Source organism: Shimia sp., assembly GCF_022448905.1.
Lineage (GTDB): Bacteria > Pseudomonadota > Alphaproteobacteria > Rhodobacterales > Rhodobacteraceae > Shimia.
Genome location: NZ_JAKVCW010000001.1, coordinates 159,081 through 182,458, shown reverse-complemented (window position 1 = coordinate 182,458; position 23,378 = coordinate 159,081). Strand labels below are relative to the sequence as shown.

22 protein-coding genes are annotated in these 23,378 nt (G+C 57.7%); 4 read left to right on the top strand and 18 right to left on the bottom strand.

Annotation, left to right across the window (positions count from 1 at the left end):
* The first annotated feature begins 111 nt into the window (after window positions 1-111).
* Together MK208_RS00990 and MK208_RS00985 are read left to right on the top strand one after the other, a co-directional pair.
* Window positions 112-1,122: a TraB/GumN family protein gene (locus MK208_RS00990; protein WP_294113010.1), complete on the top strand. Its 1,011-nt coding sequence runs from the start codon at window positions 112-114 to the stop codon at window positions 1,120-1,122.
* Window positions 1,123-1,241: 119 nt separating this feature from the next.
* Entirely contained in the window at window positions 1,242-2,156 is a 915-nt protein-coding gene (locus MK208_RS00985) for a manganese-dependent inorganic pyrophosphatase (protein ID WP_294113008.1), read from the top strand.
* A gap of 69 nt (window positions 2,157-2,225) precedes the next feature.
* On the opposite strand, the gene MK208_RS00980 is transcribed toward MK208_RS00985, so the two are convergent.
* The 12 genes from MK208_RS00980 to MK208_RS00925 form a co-directional block, all read right to left on the bottom strand.
* A complete protein-coding gene (locus MK208_RS00980) occupies window positions 2,226-3,122 on the bottom strand; it encodes an alpha/beta hydrolase (RefSeq protein ID WP_294113007.1) in 897 nt (298 codons plus the stop codon).
* Window positions 3,122-3,583, bottom strand: coding sequence for a MarR family transcriptional regulator (locus tag MK208_RS00975; protein WP_294113006.1), 462 nt, complete (start codon window positions 3,581-3,583; stop codon window positions 3,122-3,124). The genes MK208_RS00980 and MK208_RS00975 overlap by 1 nt, the downstream gene beginning before the upstream one ends.
* 151 nt (window positions 3,584-3,734) lie before the next feature.
* Window positions 3,735-5,672 carry a beta-galactosidase gene (locus MK208_RS00970; RefSeq protein WP_294113005.1) on the bottom strand — a complete coding sequence of 646 codons (1,938 nt, stop codon included), beginning with the start codon at window positions 5,670-5,672 and terminating at the stop codon, window positions 3,735-3,737.
* On the bottom strand, window positions 5,669-6,529 hold the full coding sequence (locus tag MK208_RS00965) for an SMP-30/gluconolactonase/LRE family protein (protein ID WP_294113003.1): 861 nt from the start codon (window positions 6,527-6,529) through the stop codon (window positions 5,669-5,671). The genes MK208_RS00970 and MK208_RS00965 overlap by 4 nt, the downstream gene beginning before the upstream one ends.
* Window positions 6,526-7,131 (bottom strand): 2-dehydro-3-deoxy-6-phosphogalactonate aldolase, encoded by a 606-nt coding sequence (locus MK208_RS00960; RefSeq protein WP_294113002.1) that lies wholly within the window; start codon window positions 7,129-7,131, stop codon window positions 6,526-6,528. Before MK208_RS00960 ends, MK208_RS00965 begins: the two co-directional genes overlap by 4 nt.
* 4 nt (window positions 7,132-7,135) lie before the next feature.
* On the bottom strand, window positions 7,136-8,026 hold the full coding sequence (locus MK208_RS00955) for a 2-dehydro-3-deoxygalactonokinase (protein WP_294113000.1): 891 nt from the start codon (window positions 8,024-8,026) through the stop codon (window positions 7,136-7,138).
* Between the two features lie 3 nt (window positions 8,027-8,029).
* Complete coding sequence (locus MK208_RS00950) at window positions 8,030-8,791, bottom strand: SDR family oxidoreductase (RefSeq protein WP_294112999.1); 762 nt, start codon at window positions 8,789-8,791, stop codon at window positions 8,030-8,032.
* Window positions 8,791-10,500: an IlvD/Edd family dehydratase gene (locus tag MK208_RS00945; RefSeq protein WP_294112998.1), complete on the bottom strand. Its 1,710-nt coding sequence runs from the start codon at window positions 10,498-10,500 to the stop codon at window positions 8,791-8,793. Before MK208_RS00945 ends, MK208_RS00950 begins: the two co-directional genes overlap by 1 nt.
* The gene (locus MK208_RS00940; protein ID WP_294112997.1) at window positions 10,497-12,563 is read right to left on the bottom strand and encodes an alpha-galactosidase; all 2,067 of its coding nucleotides are present in this window, start codon (window positions 12,561-12,563) and stop codon (window positions 10,497-10,499) included. The genes MK208_RS00945 and MK208_RS00940 overlap by 4 nt, the downstream gene beginning before the upstream one ends.
* Window positions 12,560-13,408 (bottom strand): carbohydrate ABC transporter permease, encoded by an 849-nt coding sequence (locus tag MK208_RS00935; protein WP_168591626.1) that lies wholly within the window; start codon window positions 13,406-13,408, stop codon window positions 12,560-12,562. The genes MK208_RS00940 and MK208_RS00935 overlap by 4 nt, the downstream gene beginning before the upstream one ends.
* A gap of 1 nt (window position 13,409) precedes the next feature.
* Entirely contained in the window at window positions 13,410-14,336 is a 927-nt protein-coding gene (locus tag MK208_RS00930) for a sugar ABC transporter permease (RefSeq protein WP_168591625.1), read from the bottom strand.
* 98 nt (window positions 14,337-14,434) lie between these two features.
* Window positions 14,435-15,679: an ABC transporter substrate-binding protein gene (locus MK208_RS00925; protein ID WP_294112995.1), complete on the bottom strand. Its 1,245-nt coding sequence runs from the start codon at window positions 15,677-15,679 to the stop codon at window positions 14,435-14,437.
* A 159-nt stretch (window positions 15,680-15,838) separates the two neighbouring features.
* Here MK208_RS00925 and MK208_RS00920 point away from each other — a divergent pair, with 159 nt between their 5' ends.
* The gene (locus MK208_RS00920) at window positions 15,839-16,633 is read left to right on the top strand and encodes an IclR family transcriptional regulator (protein ID WP_294112994.1); all 795 of its coding nucleotides are present in this window, start codon (window positions 15,839-15,841) and stop codon (window positions 16,631-16,633) included.
* A complete protein-coding gene (ugpC, locus tag MK208_RS00915) occupies window positions 16,630-17,688 on the top strand; it encodes a sn-glycerol-3-phosphate ABC transporter ATP-binding protein UgpC (RefSeq protein WP_294112993.1) in 1,059 nt (352 codons plus the stop codon). The genes MK208_RS00920 and ugpC overlap by 4 nt, the downstream gene beginning before the upstream one ends.
* An 87-nt stretch (window positions 17,689-17,775) precedes the next feature.
* Here ugpC and MK208_RS00910 read toward each other — a convergent pair whose 3' ends face one another.
* The 6 genes from MK208_RS00910 to MK208_RS00885 all read right to left on the bottom strand — a co-directional run bounded on the left by MK208_RS00910 (window position 17,776) and on the right by MK208_RS00885 (window position 23,174).
* Window positions 17,776-18,129, bottom strand: coding sequence for an H-type lectin domain-containing protein (locus MK208_RS00910; protein WP_294112992.1), 354 nt, complete (start codon window positions 18,127-18,129; stop codon window positions 17,776-17,778).
* Between the two features lie 114 nt (window positions 18,130-18,243).
* A complete protein-coding gene (locus tag MK208_RS00905) occupies window positions 18,244-18,639 on the bottom strand; it encodes a F0F1 ATP synthase subunit epsilon (protein WP_168591620.1) in 396 nt (131 codons plus the stop codon).
* Between the two features lie 110 nt (window positions 18,640-18,749).
* Complete coding sequence (gene atpD, locus MK208_RS00900) at window positions 18,750-20,174, bottom strand: F0F1 ATP synthase subunit beta (protein WP_168591619.1); 1,425 nt, start codon at window positions 20,172-20,174, stop codon at window positions 18,750-18,752.
* Window positions 20,175-20,190: 16 nt separating this feature from the next.
* Window positions 20,191-21,063 (bottom strand): F0F1 ATP synthase subunit gamma, encoded by an 873-nt coding sequence (locus tag MK208_RS00895; RefSeq protein ID WP_294112991.1) that lies wholly within the window; start codon window positions 21,061-21,063, stop codon window positions 20,191-20,193.
* A gap of 12 nt (window positions 21,064-21,075) precedes the next feature.
* Window positions 21,076-22,614, bottom strand: coding sequence for a F0F1 ATP synthase subunit alpha (gene atpA / locus MK208_RS00890; protein ID WP_294112990.1), 1,539 nt, complete (start codon window positions 22,612-22,614; stop codon window positions 21,076-21,078).
* Complete coding sequence (locus MK208_RS00885) at window positions 22,614-23,174, bottom strand: F0F1 ATP synthase subunit delta (RefSeq protein ID WP_294112989.1); 561 nt, start codon at window positions 23,172-23,174, stop codon at window positions 22,614-22,616. The genes atpA and MK208_RS00885 overlap by 1 nt, the downstream gene beginning before the upstream one ends.
* Window positions 23,175-23,378: the final 204 nt, after the last annotated feature.

Here is a 23,378-nt window from a genome sequence, read left to right as displayed (position 1 = left end):
GTAACGCCAAACCGGTGCGTTGCCCACATCATTTGCTACGCCTTAGGCATTCGCCCTTGAGCCTTCCAATTGCCCTGCTACCTTGGCGCAAATGTCACCTGCGAGGCCCCGATGCGTTTCCTGACCACCCTATTGTTTCTAATCAGCTTTTCCAGCATCGCTGCGGCCAATTGCGCGGGGCCAAACGTTTACCCATCCTTGCCCGAAAGCGAACGCCAAGCGCTGGAAGCCAATGCCGCAGAAGTCCCCTTTTCTGAGGGCCTGCTCTGGCGCGCAGAGAAAGACGGCGTGGTCAGCCATTTGATCGGCACCTTCCATGTTCACTTGCCGGAACACGCCGCCATGGTCGCGCGCTTGGAAGAGCTATCCCCACCGCCTGAAATGGTTTTTCTCGAACTCACTGACGAGGACCAACTCCGTTTTCAGCGTCACCTGACAGAAAATCCCGACAGCTATCTGATCCAATCCGGCCCATCCTTGATTGACCGCCTCGGTCCAGATCTCTGGGACCGCGTGGTGGTGCAGTTGGAAGAACGCGGCATGCCGCCCTTCCTCGCGGCCCGCTACCAACCCTGGTTCCTCGGCATGACCCTCATGCTGCCACCCTGTGCCTTTGATGTTGTAAAATCAGGCAAAAAAGGCCTCGACCAACAAATCGCGGCCATGGCGCAAACCAACAACCTGCCTGCCGCATCGCTCGACAGCATTGACGGCCTGCTCACCATGCTGGCCTCCGATCCGCTTGAGAAACAGATGGACGACCTGCGCTGGAGCCTGTCTCTCAACACGGACCTAGCCGCGCCTGATCTGATTGGCTCGGTGATTGCCATGTATCTGGATGAAACCATTCAGCTTATCTGGGAGTTCAACACCGCAGAAACCTTCAAAAACGCGGGCGAGGACGAAGACAAAGCCCGCCTCGCAGCCCTGCTGAAACAGGCCGAAGATGACCTGATCATCGCCCGCAACACGGCCTGGGCCGAAGTATTGACCAAAGAACTGGCGGAAACCCCGTCTCTCGTGGCCGTGGGCGCCATGCACTTGCCGGGGGACCAAGGCGTGCTCAATCTGCTGCAAAACGCTGGCTTTACCCTCACCCGCATGCCTCTGAAAGCGCCCTAAATCAACACCCCGCCGCGCCGCGAAGTCGCAGGGTCAAAGCCGCTGGTGACAAACGCAACGCGCCCTTCTATAAGGCGCGCAACTTCACCGTTTTTCTTTGTTTCTAAGGACGTCGCGACATGACCACTCAAGTTTTTGGCCACAAATCCCCTGACACTGATTCCACCGGCTCCCCAATCATCTGGGCCTGGTATCTGAACGAAGTGAAAGGCACCCCGGCCGAAGCAAAACTGTTGGGCGAACCCAACACCGAAGCCGCATGGCTGTTGAACCGCTGGGACCTGCCAAAGCCAGCGATCATCGAAGACGTGGCGGACGACGCAGCGGTTGTGATCGTGGACACCAACAACCCGGCCGAGCTGCCTGCCAACATCAACGGCGCTGACGTGCAGGCGATTATCGACCACCACAAGCTGGTGGGCGGTCTGGAAACCAAAGGCCCAATCGACATCACCATCCGTCCGGTGGCCTGCACCGCGACCATCATGCACGACCTGATCGGCGACATCGAGATGCCAGACTGGATCAAAGGCACCATGCTGACTTGCATCCTGTCTGACACGCTGGAGTTCCGCAGCCCAACCACCACCGACCACGACAAAGCCGTGGCCGAGAAACTGGCCGCCGATCTGGGCATCGACATTCCATCCTATGCGGCTGAAATGTTTGCCGCAAAATCCGACGTGTCTTCCTTCTCCGACGCAGAGCTGCTGCGCATGGACTCCAAGGAATACGAAGTCGACGGCACCAAGTTTCGCGTGTCCGTGCTGGAAACCACCAGCCCCGCCACCGTACTGGACCGCAAGGCATCCCTGATGGAGACCATGACCACCGTAGCGTCCGAGGACGGCGTGGATCAGGTGCTGCTCTTTGTTGTCGACATCCTCAACGAAGAGTCGACCCTGCTGGTGCCAAACGATCTGGTGAAGGGCGTTGCCGCCAAGTCCTTCGACGTGGAAGCGTCCGGCGACAGCGTTGTGCTGCCAGGCGTCGTGAGCCGCAAAAAACAGATCATTCCAAACCTGAAGGTCTGATCCTGCTCTGATGCAAATTCAAAGGCCGGTTCCTTCGGGAGCCGGCTTTTTTTGTTGTGCTGAAGACACTTACTGAGATACTGCCTCGTTCGGCAGTTGCCCTTCCGCCAGCCAGTCCCACAGTTCCGCCCAAAGCGCTTCCCGCCCTTTGCGAAACGCGCCGTCATGCCCCACCTTCTTGGTGCCCAATTGCTCTGGTGTCCGCACCACCAAGTGCTTCTCGGCTTGGCTATAGTGGCTCAGCGTGTCGCCACAGGCGGTTTCGGTGGCAATCGGATCATCACTCAACACCCAAGCACTGATAGGGCTGCACGGATCGTCAAAGTGATGCGGATAGCGCCCGTCGGCCAGGTCCGGAAGCAGATAGCCACGCCGCGCACTCCACCGCCGCCAGGTGCGGAACACATTCGGCGGCAGGGCTTCTCCGCCCCACAGGCCGCCCGCCGGAATATACCCATGCCACGCAAGGCAATAGGCTCCGTAGCCCCACCAAAAAAATAGCTCCAACGGAATGTTGCGCAGCTTATGCACGCCCCAATGCCCGCTGCCCACCGCGACAAAGGCGTGGCGCATTGCCTTGTGATGGTTCTGCATAAAGCCGACAAACTGTCCACCAATGCTGTGGCCCAATGTTGTCACCGGAAGTTCCGGCACGAGGCTCTGTAGATGGTCCAGTGCCGCAGTCATATCCAGCCGTCCCCAGTCCGGATAATCGATCCCACTGACTGCGAGGTTTTCTGCCCCGGACTCGCCGATACCTCTAAAATCATAGGTCAGGACCACCGCGCCGCGTTCCGCCAAATAGGCCGCTACGTGGCGATAAAACCGCCTTGGAAAGCCTGTGCCGGCGGAGATCAGAACGGCAATTTGTGGCGCGGCTCCACGATAGACCGTACCCGCCAGCTCCCAGCCATCCTCTGCGCGAAATTTGATATCTTCAACAATCACTTCACCTTGGTCCAACATCACTCTGGTCCCTCGCGCCATTCTGCTTGATCAATCACATCTTCGGCGTTCTCCGCCAAATGGGTCAGAAACCGGCCAATGACCTCCTGCTCCGCTGCATCAAATGGCGTCAACAAAAGCCCATTTACGTGCTGCACAAAGGGCACCGTACGTTGCACTAAGCTTTCTGCAGCCGGTTCCAGGTAAATTCTCACCACGCGCCCGTCTGCGTCTTGACGCGCACGCCGTACAAAGCCACGCTCCACCATGCGGTCAATCAATCCGCTCAGGCTGGATTTACGCATCGACAAGGATTTTGCGAGCTGCGTGACGGTTTGACCATCCTGCTTGGACAGCAGCACCAGCACGCCGTGCTGCGGCATCGACAAATCCGCAAGCGCCTGCGTCTTTCGTTCCGACGCACGGGTGATGGCCGCATGGGCGCGGTTCATCAGCAGGAATATTTTGGGTGGTTTTGCCATGATTGGTTCGTATCCGAATTTCCTCTTTATAATTCGTATACGAACTTTTCATGCAATCAATCCCCGCGCAGCATGACGTTACGGGAGGCTGAAAAGCAAAACGGGCGCTGCCCTCGCCCGCCCGCTTCAAGTCACCTGTGCCGACTTCCCGTTAACTGGAACTCAGATCACAGGCCACGACCGGCGTATTGCCTTCAAACACCAGCACGCCACATGCTGGCACGCGATGGCCAGAAACACTGGCTGAGAAGCTGTTGTAGTTGACCACAAACTCGTAGGAGCCAAACCGACGACGCCGCACGCCGTCCTGCATCGGTGACATCGCAACACCAGCCTGCTTACAAGCCATGGACACAACACGATCCCACAATGCCTCATCCGGGAAACTGCCCAGATACCAGCGGTGATCCTGCGCCATCATCACAGCCGCACCATCTTGGGTTTTCAACAAAACCTCGGCCGCGCCGGACAAGCGCTCGTGCCAATGCTCCACTTTGCCGCCGCCGGACACATCCATGCCAGCCTGTGGCGGTAGGCTCTCGATAAGATCAACCCGCACATCCAGGTTGGGCACACCCGGGCGACCTTTGGCCGGGATCATGAACTCTTCGGTGATAGCTCCGGTCCTTGGCCCCATCACGGCCAGCGCGTCCGCCTCGGAAATCGCCAAAACCAGAGCCGGGTCCAACGTCGCGAGGCCCGGCGCAAACACCGCTTTGTAGCCCGTAAAATCCCGATGCGCCGCGCTCACGATGTCCACAGACAGCCCCGCCCGCCGCAACCCGCGATAGGCGGAGAACACCAGTCGGAAATAGTCAAACCCTGCGCCTTGCGGCTGCGTTTTCCAGGCCCAGTCAGAGGCATAGTCAAACACCAGCGCCACATCTGCCTGTTGCGTGTCTTGCTCCTTGAGCATCTCTAGCACACCGGCCACAGCCCGTGCCTCGTCCATGCCGGGCGCATCGACACCATCCGGCGCCTGCAGCCCCGCGTGCATCTGCTCTTGCGCAAACGGGGCCTGCCGCCAGCGGAAATAGCTCACCACCTCTGCGCCATGGGCAAAGGCTTCCAGCGCCCACAAGGCCACCATGCCGGGCAATGGTGCCGGGTTAAACGGCGCCCAGTTTACGGGGCCGGGCTGCTGCTCCATGACCCACCAACGGCCTTTGCCAACCGCGCGGTAGAGATCATGGTGGAACGCCTGCATGTCGGGATCACCCTGCCGCAAGAACCGCGCCTTGTGTTCGTCCGACGCTTCCAGACGATCCGACAGGAACCCAATCGGGTAGCTGTCCCAGCTCGCAATATCGAGGTCTTCGCCCACGTCAAAGTGGTCAAACTCCAGAATGCGGCCCATGTAGTTGTGGATCAGCGGCGCCTCACTGTGCGCTTTCAAAATGTCCGCCTGCACCTTGTTAAACGCCACAACCTGATCACTGGAGAATCGACGGAACGCCAACACATGTGCCGGGTTTGGTTCGGTCACGGTCAGGTTCGGCAAGTCGATCTGATCAAAGGACGCATAATCCATCGACCAGAACACATTGCCCCAGGCCTCATTGAGCGCCTCCACCGTGCCATAGCGTTCCTGACACCAGCCCTGAAACGCCTGTTTGGCCGGTTCAGAATAGCTGATTGTGGTGTCGTGACAGCCATATTCATTGTCGGTCTGCCACGCGGCCACATGCGAGTTCTTGCCATAGCGCTCCGCCACAATGCGCGTGATCCGCGCGCATTCCTCACGATAGCCTTGGTGGCTGAAGCAATAGTGCCGACGCGAGCCAAATTTTCGTGGCGCGCCATTTTCGTCCACCGCCAGCATGTCGGGATGTTTGTCGACCATCCAGCGCGGAGGCGTAGCTGTTGGTGTGCCCAGAACGACTTTCAATCCAGCCGCACCCAGCGTCTCAATCGCACGATCCAGCCACTCCAGCGTCAACTGCCCCGGTACAGCCTCCATACGGCTCCAGGCAAACTCGCCAATCCGCACCCAGCGGATGCCGGCCGCGACCATATCCGCCGCGTCTTTGGCCCACATGTCTTCCGGCCAGTGCTCCGGATAATAACAAACGCCCAGTTCTTGCTTCATAAAATCACCCGTGGTTCCGCCACCCCTTGGGCGACGTTGTCTATGGCAAAGACCATGCCGTTCTCCGGCGCCTCTGCCAATGTCTTTTCATCAATGCCTTCGCGGGCGGAGGTCACCAAAAGCGTGGTCAGGTCATCCCCACCGAAGGCTGGACAGCTGCTGTGTTGCCCCCCAACCGCGACCGCCTTGAGGAAGTTTCCGTCCGGATCATAGGCCGCCACGCGGGCCGCGCCCCATTGCGCGATCCAGACGTTACCCACGGCATCTACAACCGCGCCGTCCGGGTTTAGGCCGTCTGCGTTGAGATCAAGATAGACCTCCGCCTTGCCAACTGGCCAACCGCTCTCCGCATCCACAGCCTGGCGCATCACCAACTTGGTCACGGTATCAGTGTAGTAGGCGCATCCACGTGCCTTATCAAAACAGATCGCATTGCTGATCGTCACATCGGGGACAAGCTTTCGCAACTCACCATCAAAGTAACGATAGATCGCACCAGCTTTGGGTTCCGCATTTTTCCCCATGGTCCCAATCCAGAAACCGCCCCATGGGTCCGCGCGTCCGTCATTGGAGCGTGTCACCGGATTGTCCGCCTCTAAAGAGCACAGATACTCCTGCTCTTCGGTTTCGAGGTAGAATTTCCAAAGGCCGGTTTCAGACGCCAGGATCAACGTGTCACGATCCACCCAACCGGCCGCCGAGACATGCTCGTCAAACAGCCACTCACGCGCTTCGCCGTCCTTCTGGCTCAGCATCCGTGTGCCGACAATATCGAACCAAAAGAGCTGCTTGCGCTCCGGATGCCACAGCGGCCCCTCGCCCAACGCACACGGTCGATCATCAAAAATTGTGCTCATGCAAATGCCTCGTCATAGGCGGCCACAATGGCCTCTGCCCGTTGACGCACATCCTCCACGCTCATACTGGCTTTGTAAATCGCGGAGCCGATGCCAAAGCCATCTGCACCAGCGGCAATCCATTCGCCAAAGTTCTCAGGACCAGCACCGCCCACAGCATACACCTTGCTGTCTTTGGGCAACACCGCTCGAACGGCCTGCAAGCCACTTGGTCCGGCCATATTACCGGGGAATAGCTTCAGACCAGTCGCGCCTGCTTTCAAAGCCGCAAACGCCTCCGTCGGAGTAAACACGCCCGGCCAGCTTTCCAGTCCCAGTTTGGCCGTGTGTGCAATCACCTCGGTATCGCAGTTAGGCGAAACGATCAGCTTCCCGCCAACACTCGCGACCGCATCCACTTGCGCAACATCGAGCACCGTGCCTGCCCCTACGAGCGCCCGATCCCCAAACCCTTTCGCCAAAAGTTCAATGCTCGCCAATGGATCAGGCGAGTTCAGCGGCACCTCGATCTTATCGATACCCGCTGCAATGATGGCGTCCGCCATGGCTTCAATCTCGCCCGAGGTCACCCCACGCAAGATGGCAATAATCGACCGATTCATGTTGTTATCCCAAAAGGTTGCGCGCGGCCGACAGCCCCGCAAGTGTCATGTCCTGACAGTCCACAACGGTCACCCAACCGCCCTGGGCCTTCAGGGCCTCTGCATAAACGTCGGACAGCTGCTGCTCTCCGATCACCGCAATCTGTTGTCCCAGCCAATACGGTCGCGATGCCGCGAGTTCCGCCCCCAACAGCAGTCCCGACAAGCGGGACCGCGCCGCCGCAGAAGGCGTCGCATTCAGTAGATCACTGGCGCGAATGCCAAACAGTTCCGAGGCGAGGTTTTCCGGCCGCGACAGAGTCACATCCATGCCCGCCGCAAAAGCCTCCGCGTCCCAGCCCTCACCAACCGAGTGCTGCAGCACAGAATGCTTGCTCAGAAGCGAAAACAGCTCGCCCGTCATGAAAGTTCGGAAACTCACCACCTCATCGGCGCTGACATGCGCCCACTTGGTGTGCGTGCCTGGCAGGCACAAGACGCCATCCCAGTTCGCGTTGCGCGATAGGAACCCCGCAATCTGCGTCTCTTCTCCCCGCATCACATCCGCGGGCTTTGGCTGTTTCAAACCGGGCACCACATGCACGCGCAACCGCGCATCCGTGTCAGGCACAAGCACTGGCTGTGGCGCCAGCGCGGGCGCAGGCACAGCCGTGTAAGGCGCTTCAACCCAGCCTTGACGCGCGCCCACCATTCCACACGCAATCACATCTGTCGGACCGTCGCCAAGCCAGCCTTCGACCAACTCCATCAAAGCCGCTTCGAACCCGCCAGCGTGTAACTTCGCCATGCCCTTGTCCGACTGCGCCGTGGCTAACAGCCTCTCGCCCTCCATGGCATAGGCGCGCAGCTTTGACGTGCCCCAATCCACCGCAATCCATTGTGCTTGCACAGACATATCTTATCCCGATACCACAACGCCGCCGTCAACGGCCATGCACTGCCCCGTCATCATTCGGCTGGCGTTTGACGCCAAATAGAGCGTGGGGTCAATCATATCTTCCGGCGTCAAATGCTCTTTCAAGCACTGCCGCTCCATATGCGCCGCCAGTGCATCTGGGTCTGCCCACATATCAAGCTGCTTTTGCGTCAATACCCAGCCCGGCGCCAGCGCATTCACGCGGATGCCCTTTGGCCCCAACTCCCGTGCCAGTGAGCGTGTCATGCCAGTGATCGCCGCATTGGCGCTGGTATAGATCGGATAGCCAGCGTTGCCCATGATGTAGCTGATCGAACTGAAGTTGATGATCGAGCCACTGCCATCCATCTGTCGTGCCGCTTCCTGACAAGCAAAGAAATAGGCCTTCTGGTTCACCGCCTGCATCCAGTCATAGAACTCTTCGTCCACCTCATCGAGCGTGTGGCGTTGGTCGTTAGCGGCATTGTTCACCAACACATCCAAGCCGCCATGCTCCCCAACCGCTTGCTGAATGGTTTCCCGCAGGCGCGGTATGTCGGAGATGTCCCCCTGCATAAACAGAGGTGTCGCGCCGTGTTTTGTCTCCATCTCCGCGATGAAGTCGTCTGCCGCTGAGCGCCCGATGATCGCCACCTTCGCCCCCTGCGCCATGAACCCATCCGTCAAGGCTGCGCCGATGCCGCTGGCCCCGCCGGTGATGTAGACGGATTTACCTTTCAGATCAGGAAAAATTGTACTGGTCATCAGTGGCTCTCCCGTGTGACAAGCCGCGTGTCTTTGCCCACAAGGAAATCCAAATCGGCCCCCTTATCGGCCTGCAACACATGGTCGTAGTAAAGTTTCGCATAACCGCGAGTGTAATGTTCCGGATCCGGTTCCCAAGCCACGCGACGCGCCTCAAGCTCCGCCTCATCCACCAGCAACTCCAGCACGCCGCCCGAGGCAGACACCTTGATCCGGTCCCCGGTTTTCACCAGCGCCAGAGTGCCTCCGGCCTGTGCCTCCGGGCTCACGTGCAGGATCACCGTGCCATAAGCCGTGCCAGACATCCGCGCATCCGACACGCGGATCATGTCGCGCACACCTTCTTTCACCAACTTGCCCGGGATCGGCATATTGCCGACCTCTGGCATGCCCGGATAGCCTTTGGGGCCACAACCTTTGAGCACCAGAATGGTATCGGCGGTCACCGGCAGGTCCGGTTTATCGATGTTAGCTTTCAGATCCTCGATGTTCTCAAAAACATAAGCCTCGCCCTCATGCTCCAGCAGATGATCAGTAGCCGCAGACGGCTTCACAATCGCCCCATTGGGGGCAAGGTTGCCGCGCAACACCCGCAGGCCTGCCGCCGGTTTCACCGGGTTGTCTAGCGGGCGAATGACGTCGTCGTTGTAGATTTCCGCGCCATCGTGATGGGCCGCAATGTCCTTGCCCAATACGGTGTTCGCTGGGCGCACATGCTCTTTCAACTGGCTCAGCACAGCAGGCACGCCACCGGCGTAGCAGAAATCTTCCATCAGATACTTGCCCGACGGCATGCAGTTCACCAGCAGCGGAATCTCGGAGCCAATCTCAAAATCTTTGAGTGTCAGATCGACACCCACACGTCCGGCCAGCGCCAGCAGGTGCACCACCGCATTGGTGGACCCACCCACAGCGGCATTGGCCAGAATGGCGTTCTCAAACGCCTCTTTGGTCAGGATGTCGGACGGCTTCAGATCCTCGTCCACCATCTCCACAATCCGTTTGCCGGTCAGGTGCGCCAAAGCCATCCGCCGCGCATCCACCGCAGGCAGTGCCGCGTTGGTTGGCAGCGCCATGCCCATCGCCTCGACCAGTGAGGCCATAGTCGACGCGGTGCCCATTGTCATGCACACCCCCGCGCTGCGGCTCATCCCACTTTCGGCGTTCATAAAGTCTTGCAGGGTCATCTCCCCCGCGCGCACCTCTTCAGAGAACTTCCAAACATCCGTGCCAGAGCCAATGTCCTTGCCTTTGAACTTGCCGTTCAGCATTGGACCGGAACTCACCACGATAGTTGGCAAGTCGACCGACGCTGCGCCCATCAACTGACCCGGCGTGGTTTTGTCACAGCCGCCCAGCAACACAACGCCATCGATACCATAGGCGCGGATGCTCTCTTCTACATCCATCGCCAGCAAGTTGCGAAACAGCATCGCCGTGGGTTTCATCTGGGTTTCGCCCAGCGACATCACAGGGAACTCCACTGGGAAGCCGCCAGCCTCCCAAACACCGCGTTTCACACCTTCCGCCAAGGTCCGCAGACCGGAGTTACACGGCGTCAGCTCAGACCAGGTGTTGCAGATGCCGATGATCGGACGCCCATCAAACGCGTGATCCGGAAACCCCTGGTTCTTCATCCAACTGCGGTGGATAAACCCGTCCTTGTCTAGCTTGCCATACCAATGCTGGGAACGACGCTTCTTGCTCATTTTTTCTTTCCTTCGATCACCCACATCCGATCCGGAAAGGACCAAGGCAATATGAGACCGTGTTGCATCAATAGCTGACCGCTCAAGGTCACGGGTCCGTCTTTCAACGGCATCTCGCGGCGCGACAAATGATGCGCCTCATCCCGATTGATCAGCTCAATTTCATATGTGGCATCCGGCTCCAAACCGGTAAGCCGTAAGGGGCGCGGCATGATTTGTGTGCCGGTCGATGCTTTGCCCGCAAACACCACAAACCGCTGTTTGTCTTGGGATAGCTGCTGCTCAGCAATAACGCTTGGATCCGCAACGTCCAGGCGCAGTATGTCCGCTGTTTGCCGCCAGTCGCGATTGCTTTTCCACCAGGCCGTAACGCGCGACAGCACCTTTGCTTCTTCCTCAGTCAACTCGCGCGGATCCATTTCAAATCCCATGTGCCGCTGCGCCGCGACCCAAGCACGGAAACGGATGTCATGCACCCGCCCCGACGTGTGGCAATGGCGTGGCCCCACGTGGCTGCCGGTGATCGCCATCGGCAGCATCAGAGCCGCATCATGCTGAATCCGCAACCGCTCAAGCGCGTCATTGCTGTCACTCAACCAGACCCGCTGCGTGTGCTCCAAAATACCGGCATCAATGCGTCCCCCACCGGAGGCGCAGCTCTCGATCTCAACCTCTGGAAAATCGGCCCGCAACTGTCCCATTAGCGCGTAGACACCGTCCGCTTGCGCTGCATCTGCGACCGGCAGCAATCGGTTGTGATCCCATTTGATGTAGTCGATGTCATGTGCGGACAGCACGGCAGCAATCTTATCGTAGAGATAGTCACGCACCTCTGAATTACTGACATCCAATACCCGCTGTTGCCTACCTTCAACCTGATCCACTGGCCCCAAAACCCATTCCGGATGCGCGCGCGCCAGGTCGCTGTCCATATTGACCATCTCCGGCTCAAACCAGAGACCAAAAACCATGCCCAGCGATTTCACGTGATCGATGATCGGCGTCAGACCATCCGGCCATTTGCGCGGATCAATATCCCAATCGCCCAGCGAGCTGGTGTCGTCATCGCGCTTGCCAAACCAGCCGTCGTCCAGAACAAACCGTTCCGCACCCAGTTTTGCGGCCCGCTCTGCAATGTCCTTCAGAACCTCGACATCATGGTCAAAATACACTGCTTCCCAGCAATTGTAGTGCACCGGCCGTGGCCGCTCTGGATGCGGCCAGGTCACCACGTGATCGCGCAAATGCCGCTGGAACGCGGTTGCACAGCCATTTAGCCCGCTCTCTGAAACAGACAAATACAGTTTTGCCGTTTCAAAAACCTGCCCGCTGGCGCGGGTCCCAGTGGCATGACCAAACTGAATCTGCCGACGTCCATCCGGCAGTTCTTCAGCATACATCACATGCCCGCCGGACCAGCCATAGTGCATGGCGAATACCGTACCTGCGGTGTTTTGTGCCCCATGTTCTGGAAAGTAAGCAATCGGAGGATGCTCATGCCCAGAGCGGCCACCACGCGCTTCGCGCATATGAATGCCCGCTCGCCACGGCGCATGCTCCATTTGAAACTCGCCGATCCATCGCCCAGAGAAATCCAAAATCTCTTCGCCATATTGCGGTCCCGGCATCACCGGCGCAGCCAGATGATGCACGGAGATCTCCGCTTCAGACTCCAGCGTTGTGCGTGCCGCAATCACGTCGCCTTCAATGGCAAACGCAAAGGTGATCGTCAGCCCAAGCGCCTCATCACGACACACAAACCGTGCGCCATCCGTCTCAACCAGCGAGAACCGAGGATACAGCGGCTGACCGTCACGATAGGCCACCACCCCCGCCTGTCCCTGAAAGCTCTGTCCCGCTTCCGGGCACAGCGACACATCTGGCAAGCGGTCTATCATCCCGCCGGTCACATCCCGCGCGGCGATCAGGCCAATTTCCGTGAGGTCTTGCCCTACTGGCAAAGCTGCCCCCCAGTAGAGCGCGCTGGGCACGCCTCCATCTGAGGCCAGAACCAAGGTCTGACCCGGCGCATCAATGCGCCAGGTTTGTGTGTCTTGCGTCACTTCACGGCTCCGAGCGTCAGACCAGCAATAAAGTGCTTCTGCATCAGGAAGAACATCGCCACCGGTGGCAGAGCCGCCACAATCGAGCCCGCGCTCATTAAGTGATACGCCGCCCGGAACTGTGCGTTAAACGAGGTGATCCCTGCGGTTACTGGCTGACTCTCGATGCCTTGGGTCAACACCACCGCCCAGAAGTAGTCATTCCAGATGAAGGTGAAGATCAGCACAGACAATGCGGCCAAAGCTGGCTTCATTAGCGGCAGCACCACGTACCAAAAGATGCGCCATTCGCTTACGCCTTCAACCCGCGCCGCCTCGATCAGCTCAAACGGCAGCGCTCGGATAAAGTTGCGCATGAACAAGGTGCAAAATCCGGTCTGGAACGCCACATGGAACAGCACGAGGCCGGTCTTGGTGTTGTAAAGCCCCATCTCAAGTGTCAGGTCGCGCACCGGCACCATCAGAATTTGGAACGGCACAAAATTGCCCGCGACAAACATGAAGAAAATCCACAGGTTGGCGCGGAACTTATAGATGCCAAGTGCAAAGCCTGTCATCGCGCTGAGCGCCACCGCCCCAATCACTGTTGGCACCGTGATCATAAACGAGTTGAGCAAGTAACGTGGCATATCCGAGTTGAAGAACACCTGACCGTAGTTGGCCGCGCCCTCAAAGCTAGACGGCAGCCCCCAGTAGTTGCCTGAGGTGAAATCGGCATCCGGCTTTACGGAAAACAGCGCCACGGCCAGCAAGGGTGCCAGCCAGAACGCCAAGGCCACCGGAAGCAAAGATTTGTACGCGACCTGCGCGGCCTGGGATTGCTTTTCGATCGGTTTCGGAAACATCTCAGTGCCCCTTCTCTTCGCGATACATCGACCACAGGAAGTAGGTGATGAAGCACAGCATAATCAGGAACAGCACCACCGCGATGGCTGCGCCATAGCCCATGCGGAAGCCATATTCCGACAGAGCCACTTCGAACATATAGTAGGCCAGCACGCGCGAGCTGCCGAACGGGCCGCCCTGCGTCATGATGGAGATCAGGTCAAACGAGCGCAGCGCGCCAATGATGGTCACCACAAAGGCGATAAACGTCGCTGGACGCAGCTGCGGCAGGATGATGTTCCACAACATCGACCAGCCTTTGGCCCCATCCAAACGCCCGGCCTCGATCTGCTCTGGATCAACTGCGTTCAATCCGGTGAGGTAGAGGATCATGCAATAGGCCGTCTGTGGCCACAGGCCAGCGGCAACGATGCCATAGGTCACAAGGTTTTCATTGCCCAAGACATTGATCGGCCCCATGCCGACCCAGCCCAGCATGGTGTTCAGCAGGCCAAAGGTCGGGTCATAAAACCAGGTAAACACCAGGCCAACCACAACTTGTGAGATCACAAAGGGGAAGAAAAACAGAGACTTGTAAATGCGGATGCCACGCACAGTCTGGTTCAGAAACAGCGCAATGAACAGGCCAGCGGGAATGGCGAGCAGGTAGAGAAACAGCCACAGCACGTTGTTTTTCAACGACGTAAAAAAGGCGTCTCGATCCACATACTCCCAATAGAGATCTTCGTAGTTACGCATCCCCACATAGGTCTTTTCGCCCAACCCATCCCACTCATAAAGCGAGAGATTGAAAGACTGAAACACCGGCGCGATCACATAGACCGCAAAGAACAGGATGCCTGGCGCCAGGAACAACCACGGCGCAATGCGCTGTTGGTTGCGGTGGAACCAGCTTTCGGTTTCAGGAATGTCTGAAGATACGGTCATAAGTGAACCCGATAATTGAGGGTGGAAAGGCGGAGGATACCCCCGCCTCGCCGAAAAGATGACATGTCAGGACACGTAGATGTCCTGACACAGGGTCATCACTTGTAGATACGGCCGCGCGCACGCTCCAGCTTCGCCAGGATCTTGTCCAACTGGTCTGGCTTGACCATGAACTCCTGGAAGCCTTCCATGGACACTTTCGCCATTTCTGCCGGCGCATCGCGGTCCCAGAACTGAGCCACACCGCCGGTGGAGTTGGAGGACAGCATCTGGAAGCCCTGCTGCAAGAACTTATCATCATCCACGGAAGAGGCAGCGTTTACAGGCAGCTGACCCAGGTTTTTACCGTTGTTGATGATGGTCTGCTCTTCAGGCGAAGTGGCGAAGCGCAGGAACTCGCGTGCGGCTTCTTTGTTCTTCGCGTTTGCAGGGATGTGGAAGGTGTCGGTCGGCGCGTCTTCAGACAGTTCAACATCTGGGTTGATGACTGGGAACTGATAGAAGTCCAGTTGATCATCGGTCAGACCCGCTTCGCGCAGCGGTGCCACGGCAAAGTTACCCATCAGGTAAGAGGCCGCTTCACCGTTCACCATGAACGGCAGCGCTTCCTGCCAGCTGTAGGTCTGGTGGTCAGCAATAAAGCCGCCCATGTCGATCAGCTCTTTCCAGTTCATGAAAGTCTGCTTCACACGGTCGTCTTCCCAGGACACGTTGCCTGCGGCCAGATCCATGTGGAAATCAAAGCCGTTGGTGCGCATGTTCAGGTAGTCAAACCAACCGCCAGCAGTCCACAGGTACTTGGTACCGATGGTGTAGCAAGCCCGGCCGGAGGCAACGATCTTGCCGCAGTTGGCTTTTTCTTCTTCCCAGTTGGTTGGCTCAGACAGACCCAGTTCTGCGAAGATGTCTTTGCGGTAGTACACGCCCCACTGGTAGTAAGTATAGGCCACGCCCCACTGCTTATCGTCGATGGTCAGCGCACCTTTGGTGGAGGCCAAACCTTCGGCAATCTCTGGTTCCGCGTAGAGGTCAGACACGTCCTCAAACAGACCGGCCTCTACATAAGGGCGCATCCGATTGGCGGCGTACCAAGTGGCAACGTCTGGCGCGTTTGCGGTCAGGAAGTTGCGGATCTGGGTTTTGTAAGCTTCACGGTCGATCACCGTGGTTTCAACGTTCAGGCCCGGATGCTGCGCTTTAAAGCGGTCAATCATCGCTTCCATCGTCGCGCGCGGCGCCGGGTTCGATGTGTCCAGGAAAATTGTCAGGTCGCCTGAAAGTTCCGCAGACGCCGGTACAGCAAACGCAGAAGCAACCGCAGCGGCGGTGGCAGTAGTTTTCATTTTGGAAAGCATTTGTTCCTCCCTGTCTCCAAAATTATGCAATTTGCGGTTCCATTATTTGAAACCATGTTTTACATATTGAAATCTACACACAGAGTCGGCTAGGTTGTCAACAGATTCCTAACGACTGCAGGAATCTATGGAGGAGACAAAAACCACATGTCTGGTGACGGAACGGTCGGCAAAGCCCTTGATGTGCTTGAACAAGTTGCTGCTTTTGAGCGGCCGGTACGCTTTGGCGAATTGCAGGAAAAAAGTCCTTATCCCAAGGCGACGCTCTATCGATTCCTGCAAACCCTAACCAATCAAGGCATGCTGTCCTATGAGCCAGACCGCCAGACATACGCCATGGGCATGCGGCTGGTGCGGCTGGCCCACGCCGCCTGGACCACCAGTTCTTTAGCGCCTATTGCGCGCCCCTATTTGGATCAATTGTCGGCCGAAACCGGCGAAACCGTGCACCTTGCCCAACTGGATGCCTCTCAGGTCCTCTATGTGGACAAACGCAACGCAGCCAAGCCGGTGGAGATGTACTCTCAAGCGGGCAAAGTTGGCCCTGCCTATTGCACCGGCGTGGGCAAAGCCATGCTGGCCTATGTCGAAGGCGATGTCCTGGACCGCGCTATCGCCCAGCAAAGTTTTCACCGCTTCACACCCAGCACTTTGGATTCGCCGGAGAGCCTAAGGGAAGAACTCGCCGCCATCCGCGCACGCGGCTACGCCTTTGACCGCGAAGAACATGAACCCGGCATTGTCTGTATTGCTGTGCCAATTCTATCCAACGGTGGCCGCATGCTCGGCGCGCTGTCTGTGACGGGCCCAACCAGCCGCACATCCCTGGACCAACTCGAAACCCTCGCCCCCCGTGTTTTGGAAACCGCAAAACGCATTGGCGAAGAAGCGGAAGCCTGGCGCTTCCCGGAAACGCGACAACAAAAGGTAGAGACGACATGACGGGTGTAACCCTTCAAGGTGCCATCAAGAAATACGGCGAAACGCAGGTCATTCATGGCATTGATCTGGAAATCGAAGACGGCGAATTCTGCGTGTTTGTCGGCCCATCGGGCTGCGGAAAGTCCACCCTGCTGCGCATGATTGCTGGCCTTGAAGAGACCACCGACGGCCAGATCAATATTGGCCAGCGCGACGTGACGCACATGGACCCCGCCAAACGCGGCGTGGCCATGGTGTTTCAGACCTACGCGCTCTACCCGCACATGACGGTTGCCGAAAACATGGGCTTCGGCCTGCGGATGAACGGCCACCCCAAAGCGGAAATCGAAGAGAAGGTGCAAAAAGCCTCTTCGATTCTGAAGCTTGACCAGTACCTCAAGCGCAAACCCAAAGCGCTCTCCGGGGGCCAACGTCAACGTGTTGCTATTGGCCGTGCCATTGTCCGTGGCCCCGAGGTCTTCTTATTCGATGAACCGCTTTCCAACCTCGACGCCGAATTGCGTGTCGACATGCGTGTCGAAATCGCCCGCCTGCACCAGGAAATTGGTGCCACCATGATCTATGTGACCCACGATCAAGTCGAAGCCATGACCATGGCCGATAAAATTGTGGTGCTGCGGGACGGTCGTGTTGAACAAGTGGGCGCCCCGCTTGACCTCTACCGCGACCCTGACAACCGCTTTGTCGCCGGTTTCATCGGCTCCCCGTCCATGAATTTCCTGGTATGTGACGTGCTAGACGGAAAGCTGGTGCACCCAGCCTTCTCCACGCCACAGGACAGCCCGATCGCCCTGCCGGCAGGCCTCTCGAAAGTCACCGTTGGCGCACGCCCGGAACATATCGAACTGGACCACAAGTCTGACGCGTTGACCATCGACCTAACCGAAGCGCTTGGCGGCGTGTCCTACTGCTACCTCGCTGCGCAAGATGGCACGCGCCTGATCGTCGAAGAACGCGGCGACTCCCGCAGCTCCGAAGGCGAAACCGTGGGCCTCTCAATTCCGACCAAACGTCTCTATCTGTTTGATCCTGACACCGGATTGCGTTTGCGCTGATCCTCCCACCACTCACGCCAGATCAAACACAAAACGCCCTGCTTTCCTCCGGCAGGGCGTTCTCTTTTCCAGAAGGTTGGGCCGAGATCAGTCCTCGATCACCCAGTCATCAGCAAAGGCCAGTTCGCCAATCGCCAACCAGGACATGCGCACGCGTGCCACGCGGCTGTCGCCCCAGGTGCGAAACACCAAATGGAATCCGAGGTTGGTCACTTCTTCGGCCACCACTTCAGCCCGGATATTTGCCTGCGGGTCCATATCCCACAGCGACAGGCTCACCTGGACGGTCGGGGGGACGCGGTATTTGGCAGAAAACTTAATGAGCTTGCGACGTTCCCGAGTCCCGTTACCGGTCCACATCTCGCCATCGGTCTCAAAGTCAGAAAACAGGGCTTCATCCCCTTGATCCACTCCGACGTAATTATTTCGTATCCGTTTCATCGTCGGCCAATCTGTAATCCAAATACGTCGCTTTCAAGGCCTTTTCGGCCTGATCAAAGCAAAAGGCCCCGCCTGTGTCGGCGGGGCCTCTTAATCTGTGTGATCCGTGTGGGATCAGACCATGTCGTGCATCAGCTGCTCAAGGTCTGCGACAAATTTCTCTGCGCCGTCCTTGTGCTCTTCAGGCGCTTCCGCTGCAGCTTTGCGGGCGTCAGCAATGACGTCCTCAAGATCTGCTTTGGTCACGTCTTCGCCTTTGTGCGCATGCTCTGCGATCACCGAGATCGAGTCTGCTGTGATGTCCGCGAAACCGCGGGTCACAACAAAATCCTTCTCACCGTCTGCGGTCTGAACACGCACCACGCCAGGGCGCAGCGAGGTCAGCAGCGGAGAGTGGCCTGGCATGGCGGTCAAGTCACCTTCCGCACCAGGGATCTTCACGGCGGTTGCCTCAAACGAAGCCAAGCTACGTTCAGGGCTAACCAGATCAAATTGCATCACGTTTGCCATTTCGGGCCTCCTACTAGCGTTTCGATTTATTGAAAGTGACTGTCTCGCCTGGCGCGTTGAAATCTGTGATTTCAGTTTGCGCCAGGCGAGTCATTTCAAATCGACAACGCTTAAGCCGCTTCAGCAGCCATCTTTTCGGCTTTTGCGATCACTTCCTCGATGCCGCCAACCATGTAGAAGGCTGCTTCAGGCAGGTGGTCGTATTCGCCAGCCACAACGGCTTTGAACGACGCGATGGTGTCTTCCAGAGGCACCTGAACACCGTCAGAACCGGTGAAGACCTTCGCAACGTCAAACGGCTGAGAGAGGAAACGCTGGATCTTACGCGCCCGCGCAACGGTCAGCTTATCTTCTTCCGACAGTTCGTCCATGCCGAGGATGGCGATGATGTCCTGCAGCGACTTGTAGCGCTGGAGGATACCCTGAACGTCAAAGGCCACCTGATAGTGCTCTTCGCCCACAACCGATGGGTCCATCAGACGGGAAGAGGAGTCCAGTGGGTCAACCGCTGGGTAGATGCCCAGCTCGGAGATCGCACGGTTCAGAACCGTGGTCGCATCCAAGTGCGCAAAGGTGGTTGCTGGTGCAGGGTCGGTAAGGTCGTCCGCTGGAACATACACAGCCTGGATCGAGGTGATCGAACCGGACTTTGTGGATGTAATGCGTTCCTGCATCGCGCCCATGTCGGTTGCCAGGGTTGGCTGGTAGCCCACCGCGGATGGGATACGACCCAGAAGCGCGGACACCTCGGAACCCGCTTGGGTAAAGCGGAAGATGTTGTCCACGAAGAACAGAACGTCGGTACCGGATTGGTCACGGAACTGTTCCGCCAGGGTCAGACCGGTCAGAGCAACACGGGCACGCGCACCGGGAGGCTCGTTCATCTGGCCGTAAACCAGAGCCACTTGGGACTCTTCGAGGTTGTCTGGCTTAATAACGTTGGATTCGATCATTTCCCAGTACAGGTCGTTACCTTCACGGGTCCGCTCGCCAACACCCGCGAACACCGAGTAACCGGAGTGCACTTTTGCGATGTTGTTGATCAGTTCCATGATCAGAACGGTTTTACCCACGCCGGCGCCGCCGAACAGACCAATCTTACCACCTTTGGAGTAAGGCGCGAGAAGGTCGATAACCTTAATACCGGTCACCAGGATTTCAGACTCAGTCGCCTGCTCAGCGAACTCAGGCGCTGGCTGGTGGATGGCACGGGTTTCGTCCGTTTCCACTGGGCCTTTTTCGTCGATTGGCTCACCAACCACGTTCAAAATACGACCGAGGGTCGCGTTACCAACCGGGATCGAGATCGGAGCGCCAGTGTCTTCCACTGCGGCGCCACGAACCAGACCTTCGGTCGCGTCCATTGCGATGGTACGAACGGTGTTTTCACCAAGGTGCTGGGCAACTTCCAGAACCAGTTTCTTACCATTGTTTTCGGTGTTCAGTGCGTTCAGGATCTCCGGCAGAGAGTCGTCGAACTGCACGTCGACAACAGCGCCGATGACCTGAGTCACCTTACCTTTTGCGTTTGCCATGTTTCGTCTCCGGTTCTTAGAGCGCTTCAGCGCCCGAGATGATTTCAATAAGCTCGTTGGTGATCACAGCCTGACGCGAGCGGTTAAACTCGATGGTCAGCTTGTCGATCATGTCGCCTGCGTTGCGGGTAGCGTTGTCCATTGCGGACATCCGCGCGCCCTGCTCAGAGGCACCGTTTTCCAGCAGCGCTGCAAAGATCTGTGTCGCGACACCGCGCGGCAGCAGGTCAGCCAGAATGGCCTCTTCGCTGGGCTCGTAGTCATACAGAGTGCTTGCGCCATCCGCTTGCTCTTCGAAAGAGGCCGGGATGATTTGCTGTTCGGTTGGGATCTGGCTCACAACGTTCACGAACTTCGCGTAGAAGATCGTGGCCACGTCAAACTCACCCGCGTCAAAGCGTACGAGAATGTCGCGGGCAATGCCCTGAGCGTCATCGTAACCCACGCGCTTAACCTCAGTCAGGTCAACGTGGCCTACAAAGTCATCACCCAAATCACGTTTGATGGCGTCACGGCCCTTCTTGCCAACGGTCAGAACCTTGACGGTTTTGCCCGCGGCTTTCAGTTCCTCAGCCTTCGCACGTGCCAACTTAGCGATGTTTGCGTTGAAACCGCCACACAGACCACGTTCCGCGGTCATCACCACCAACAGGTGGGTCTGATCGCTTCCGGTGCCTGCAAGCAGCTTCGGTGCAGATTCGGAGCCGCCAACCGAGGCCGCGAGCCCGGACAGAACGGCGTTAAACCGTTCTGTATATGGGCGCGACTGCTCAGCAGCTTCCTGCGCGCGGCGAAGTTTCGCCGCGGCAACCATCTGCATGGCTTTTGTGATCTTACGAGTGTTTTTCACACTCTCGATCCGGTTTTTTAGGTCCTTCAGACTAGGCATTGTCCGAACCCCTTATGAAAAGTCAGCTGCGAATTCGTCCAGCGCGGCTTTCACTTTGTCTGCGGCGTCACCTTTGATCTTAGGATCTTCGTCGGTGATCCATGCCAACAGGTCGGCCTTCTGGCTGCGCAGGAAGTTCAACAGACCTTCTTCGAAGCGTGCAACGTCGCTCAGCTCGATTTTGTCGAGGTAGCCGTTCACACCTGCGAAGATCACGCAGACGATTTCCGCGTTGGTCAGCGGGGAGTACTGCGGCTGTTTCATCAGCTCGGTCAGACGTGCACCACGGTTCAGCAGCTGCTGGGTTGCGGCGTCAAGGTCGGAACCAAACTGCGCAAACGCAGCCATTTCGCGGTACTGAGCCAGAGACAGCTTAACCGGACCCGCAACCGAAGACATCGCTTTGGTTTGCGCCGAGGAACCCACACGGGATACCGACAGACCGGTGTTCACAGCAGGACGGATACCTTGGTAGAACAGTTCGGTTTCCAGGAAGATCTGACCGTCGGTGATGGAGATCACGTTGGTTGGAATAAACGCGGAAACGTCGCCACCCTGAGTTTCAATGATTGGCAGCGCGGTCAGCGAGCCAGCACCGAAATCCTCGTTCAGCTTCGCGGAACGCTCAAGCAGACGGGAGTGCAGGTAGAAAACGTCACCTGGGTACGCTTCACGGCCTGGTGGGCGGCGCAGCAGCAGGGACATCTGACGGTAAGCAACAGCTTGCTTGGACAGGTCATCATAGATGATCAGCGCGTGCTTGCCGTTGTCACGGAAGTATTCTGCCATCGCGGTCGCGGCGTAAGGCGCCAGGAACTGCAGAGGCGCAGGTTCGGAAGCGGTCGCTGCAACAACAATGGAGTATTCCATTGCGCCAGACTCTTCCAACTTCTTCACCAGCTGCGCAACGGTGGAGCGCTTCTGACCAACTGCAACGTATACACAGTACAGTTTCTTGCTTTCGTCGTCGCCGGCGGCTTCGTTGTAAGACTTCTGGTTCAGGATCGCGTCGAGAGCCACAGCAGACTTACCAGTCTGACGGTCACCAATGATCAGCTCACGCTGGCCACGGCCGATTGGGATCATCGCGTCAACGGACTTCAGGCCGGTCGCCATTGGCTCGTGAACGGATTTACGTGGGATAATGCCAGGCGCTTTGACGTCTGCAACGCCGCGCTTTTCCGCTTTGATTGGACCCTTGCCGTCCAGCGGGTTGCCCAGACCATCAACAACGCGGCCCAGCAGGCCTTCACCGATTGGCACGTCCACGATGGAGTTGGTGCGCTTAACAGTGTCGCCTTCTTTGATGTCACGGTCAGAACCGAAGATAACGACACCAACGTTGTCGTTCTCAAGGTTCAGCGCCATGCCTTGAATACCACCAGGGAATTCAACCATCTCACCGGCTTGAACGTTGTCCAGACCGTAGACGCGCGCAATACCGTCACCGACGGAAAGCACACGGCCGACTTCGGCCACTTCGGCCTCTTGGCCAAAGTTTTTAATCTGCTCCTTAAGGATCGCAGAGATTTCGGCTGCTTGGATACCCATTATCCGACCTCTTTCATTGCATTCTGGAGGGAAGCAAGCTTGGAGCGGATCGACGTGTCGATCATCTTCGAGCCCACTTTAACTACAAGACCGCCCACGAGGCTCTCGTCGACGGTCGCGTTGATTTTGACATCTTTGCCCACGCGTGCTGCCAGCGTTTTTGCCAGCTTTTCGCTCTGGGTTTTGGTCAAAGCTTTGGCGGTGGTGACATCCGCGGTCACTTCGCCTTTGTTCTCGGCAATCATTGCCTGCAGTTGCTCGATCAGCTGTGGCAGAACAAACAGGCGGCGTTTTTCAGCCATCAGGCCCAGCACGTTCACGAGAACGTCCTGCACACCCATTTTCTTTGCCACTGCGGAGATCGCAGCACCTTGCTCTTCGCGGCTGATCAGCGGCGAATTGATCAGATCAACAAGCTCGGCGCTGTCGGCAAGTGCCGCGCCCAGACCGTCGATGCTGGTTTCCAATTCGCTCAGCGCATTGTTCTCTTGTGCGATCTCAAAGACCGCGGCGGCATAGCGTTCTGCAATGCCGGAGGAGATCGAAGCTGGTTCGGACACGTCCACCCTTCCGCTTGCTGGCCTCACGTTCGGCATACAATTGTATGCATCGCGCAAGGACGTTTCATTACCTCGGGACTAACGAGGCGTTAAAATCCGTCGCGGGTGTAGCAGAGGCTTGCTCAGCTAGCAACAATGTTTGATGTAATCGCCAATTACACGAAAGCCCTGTTTTTCAAGGCTTTGAGCAAAGTGCGACCCTTT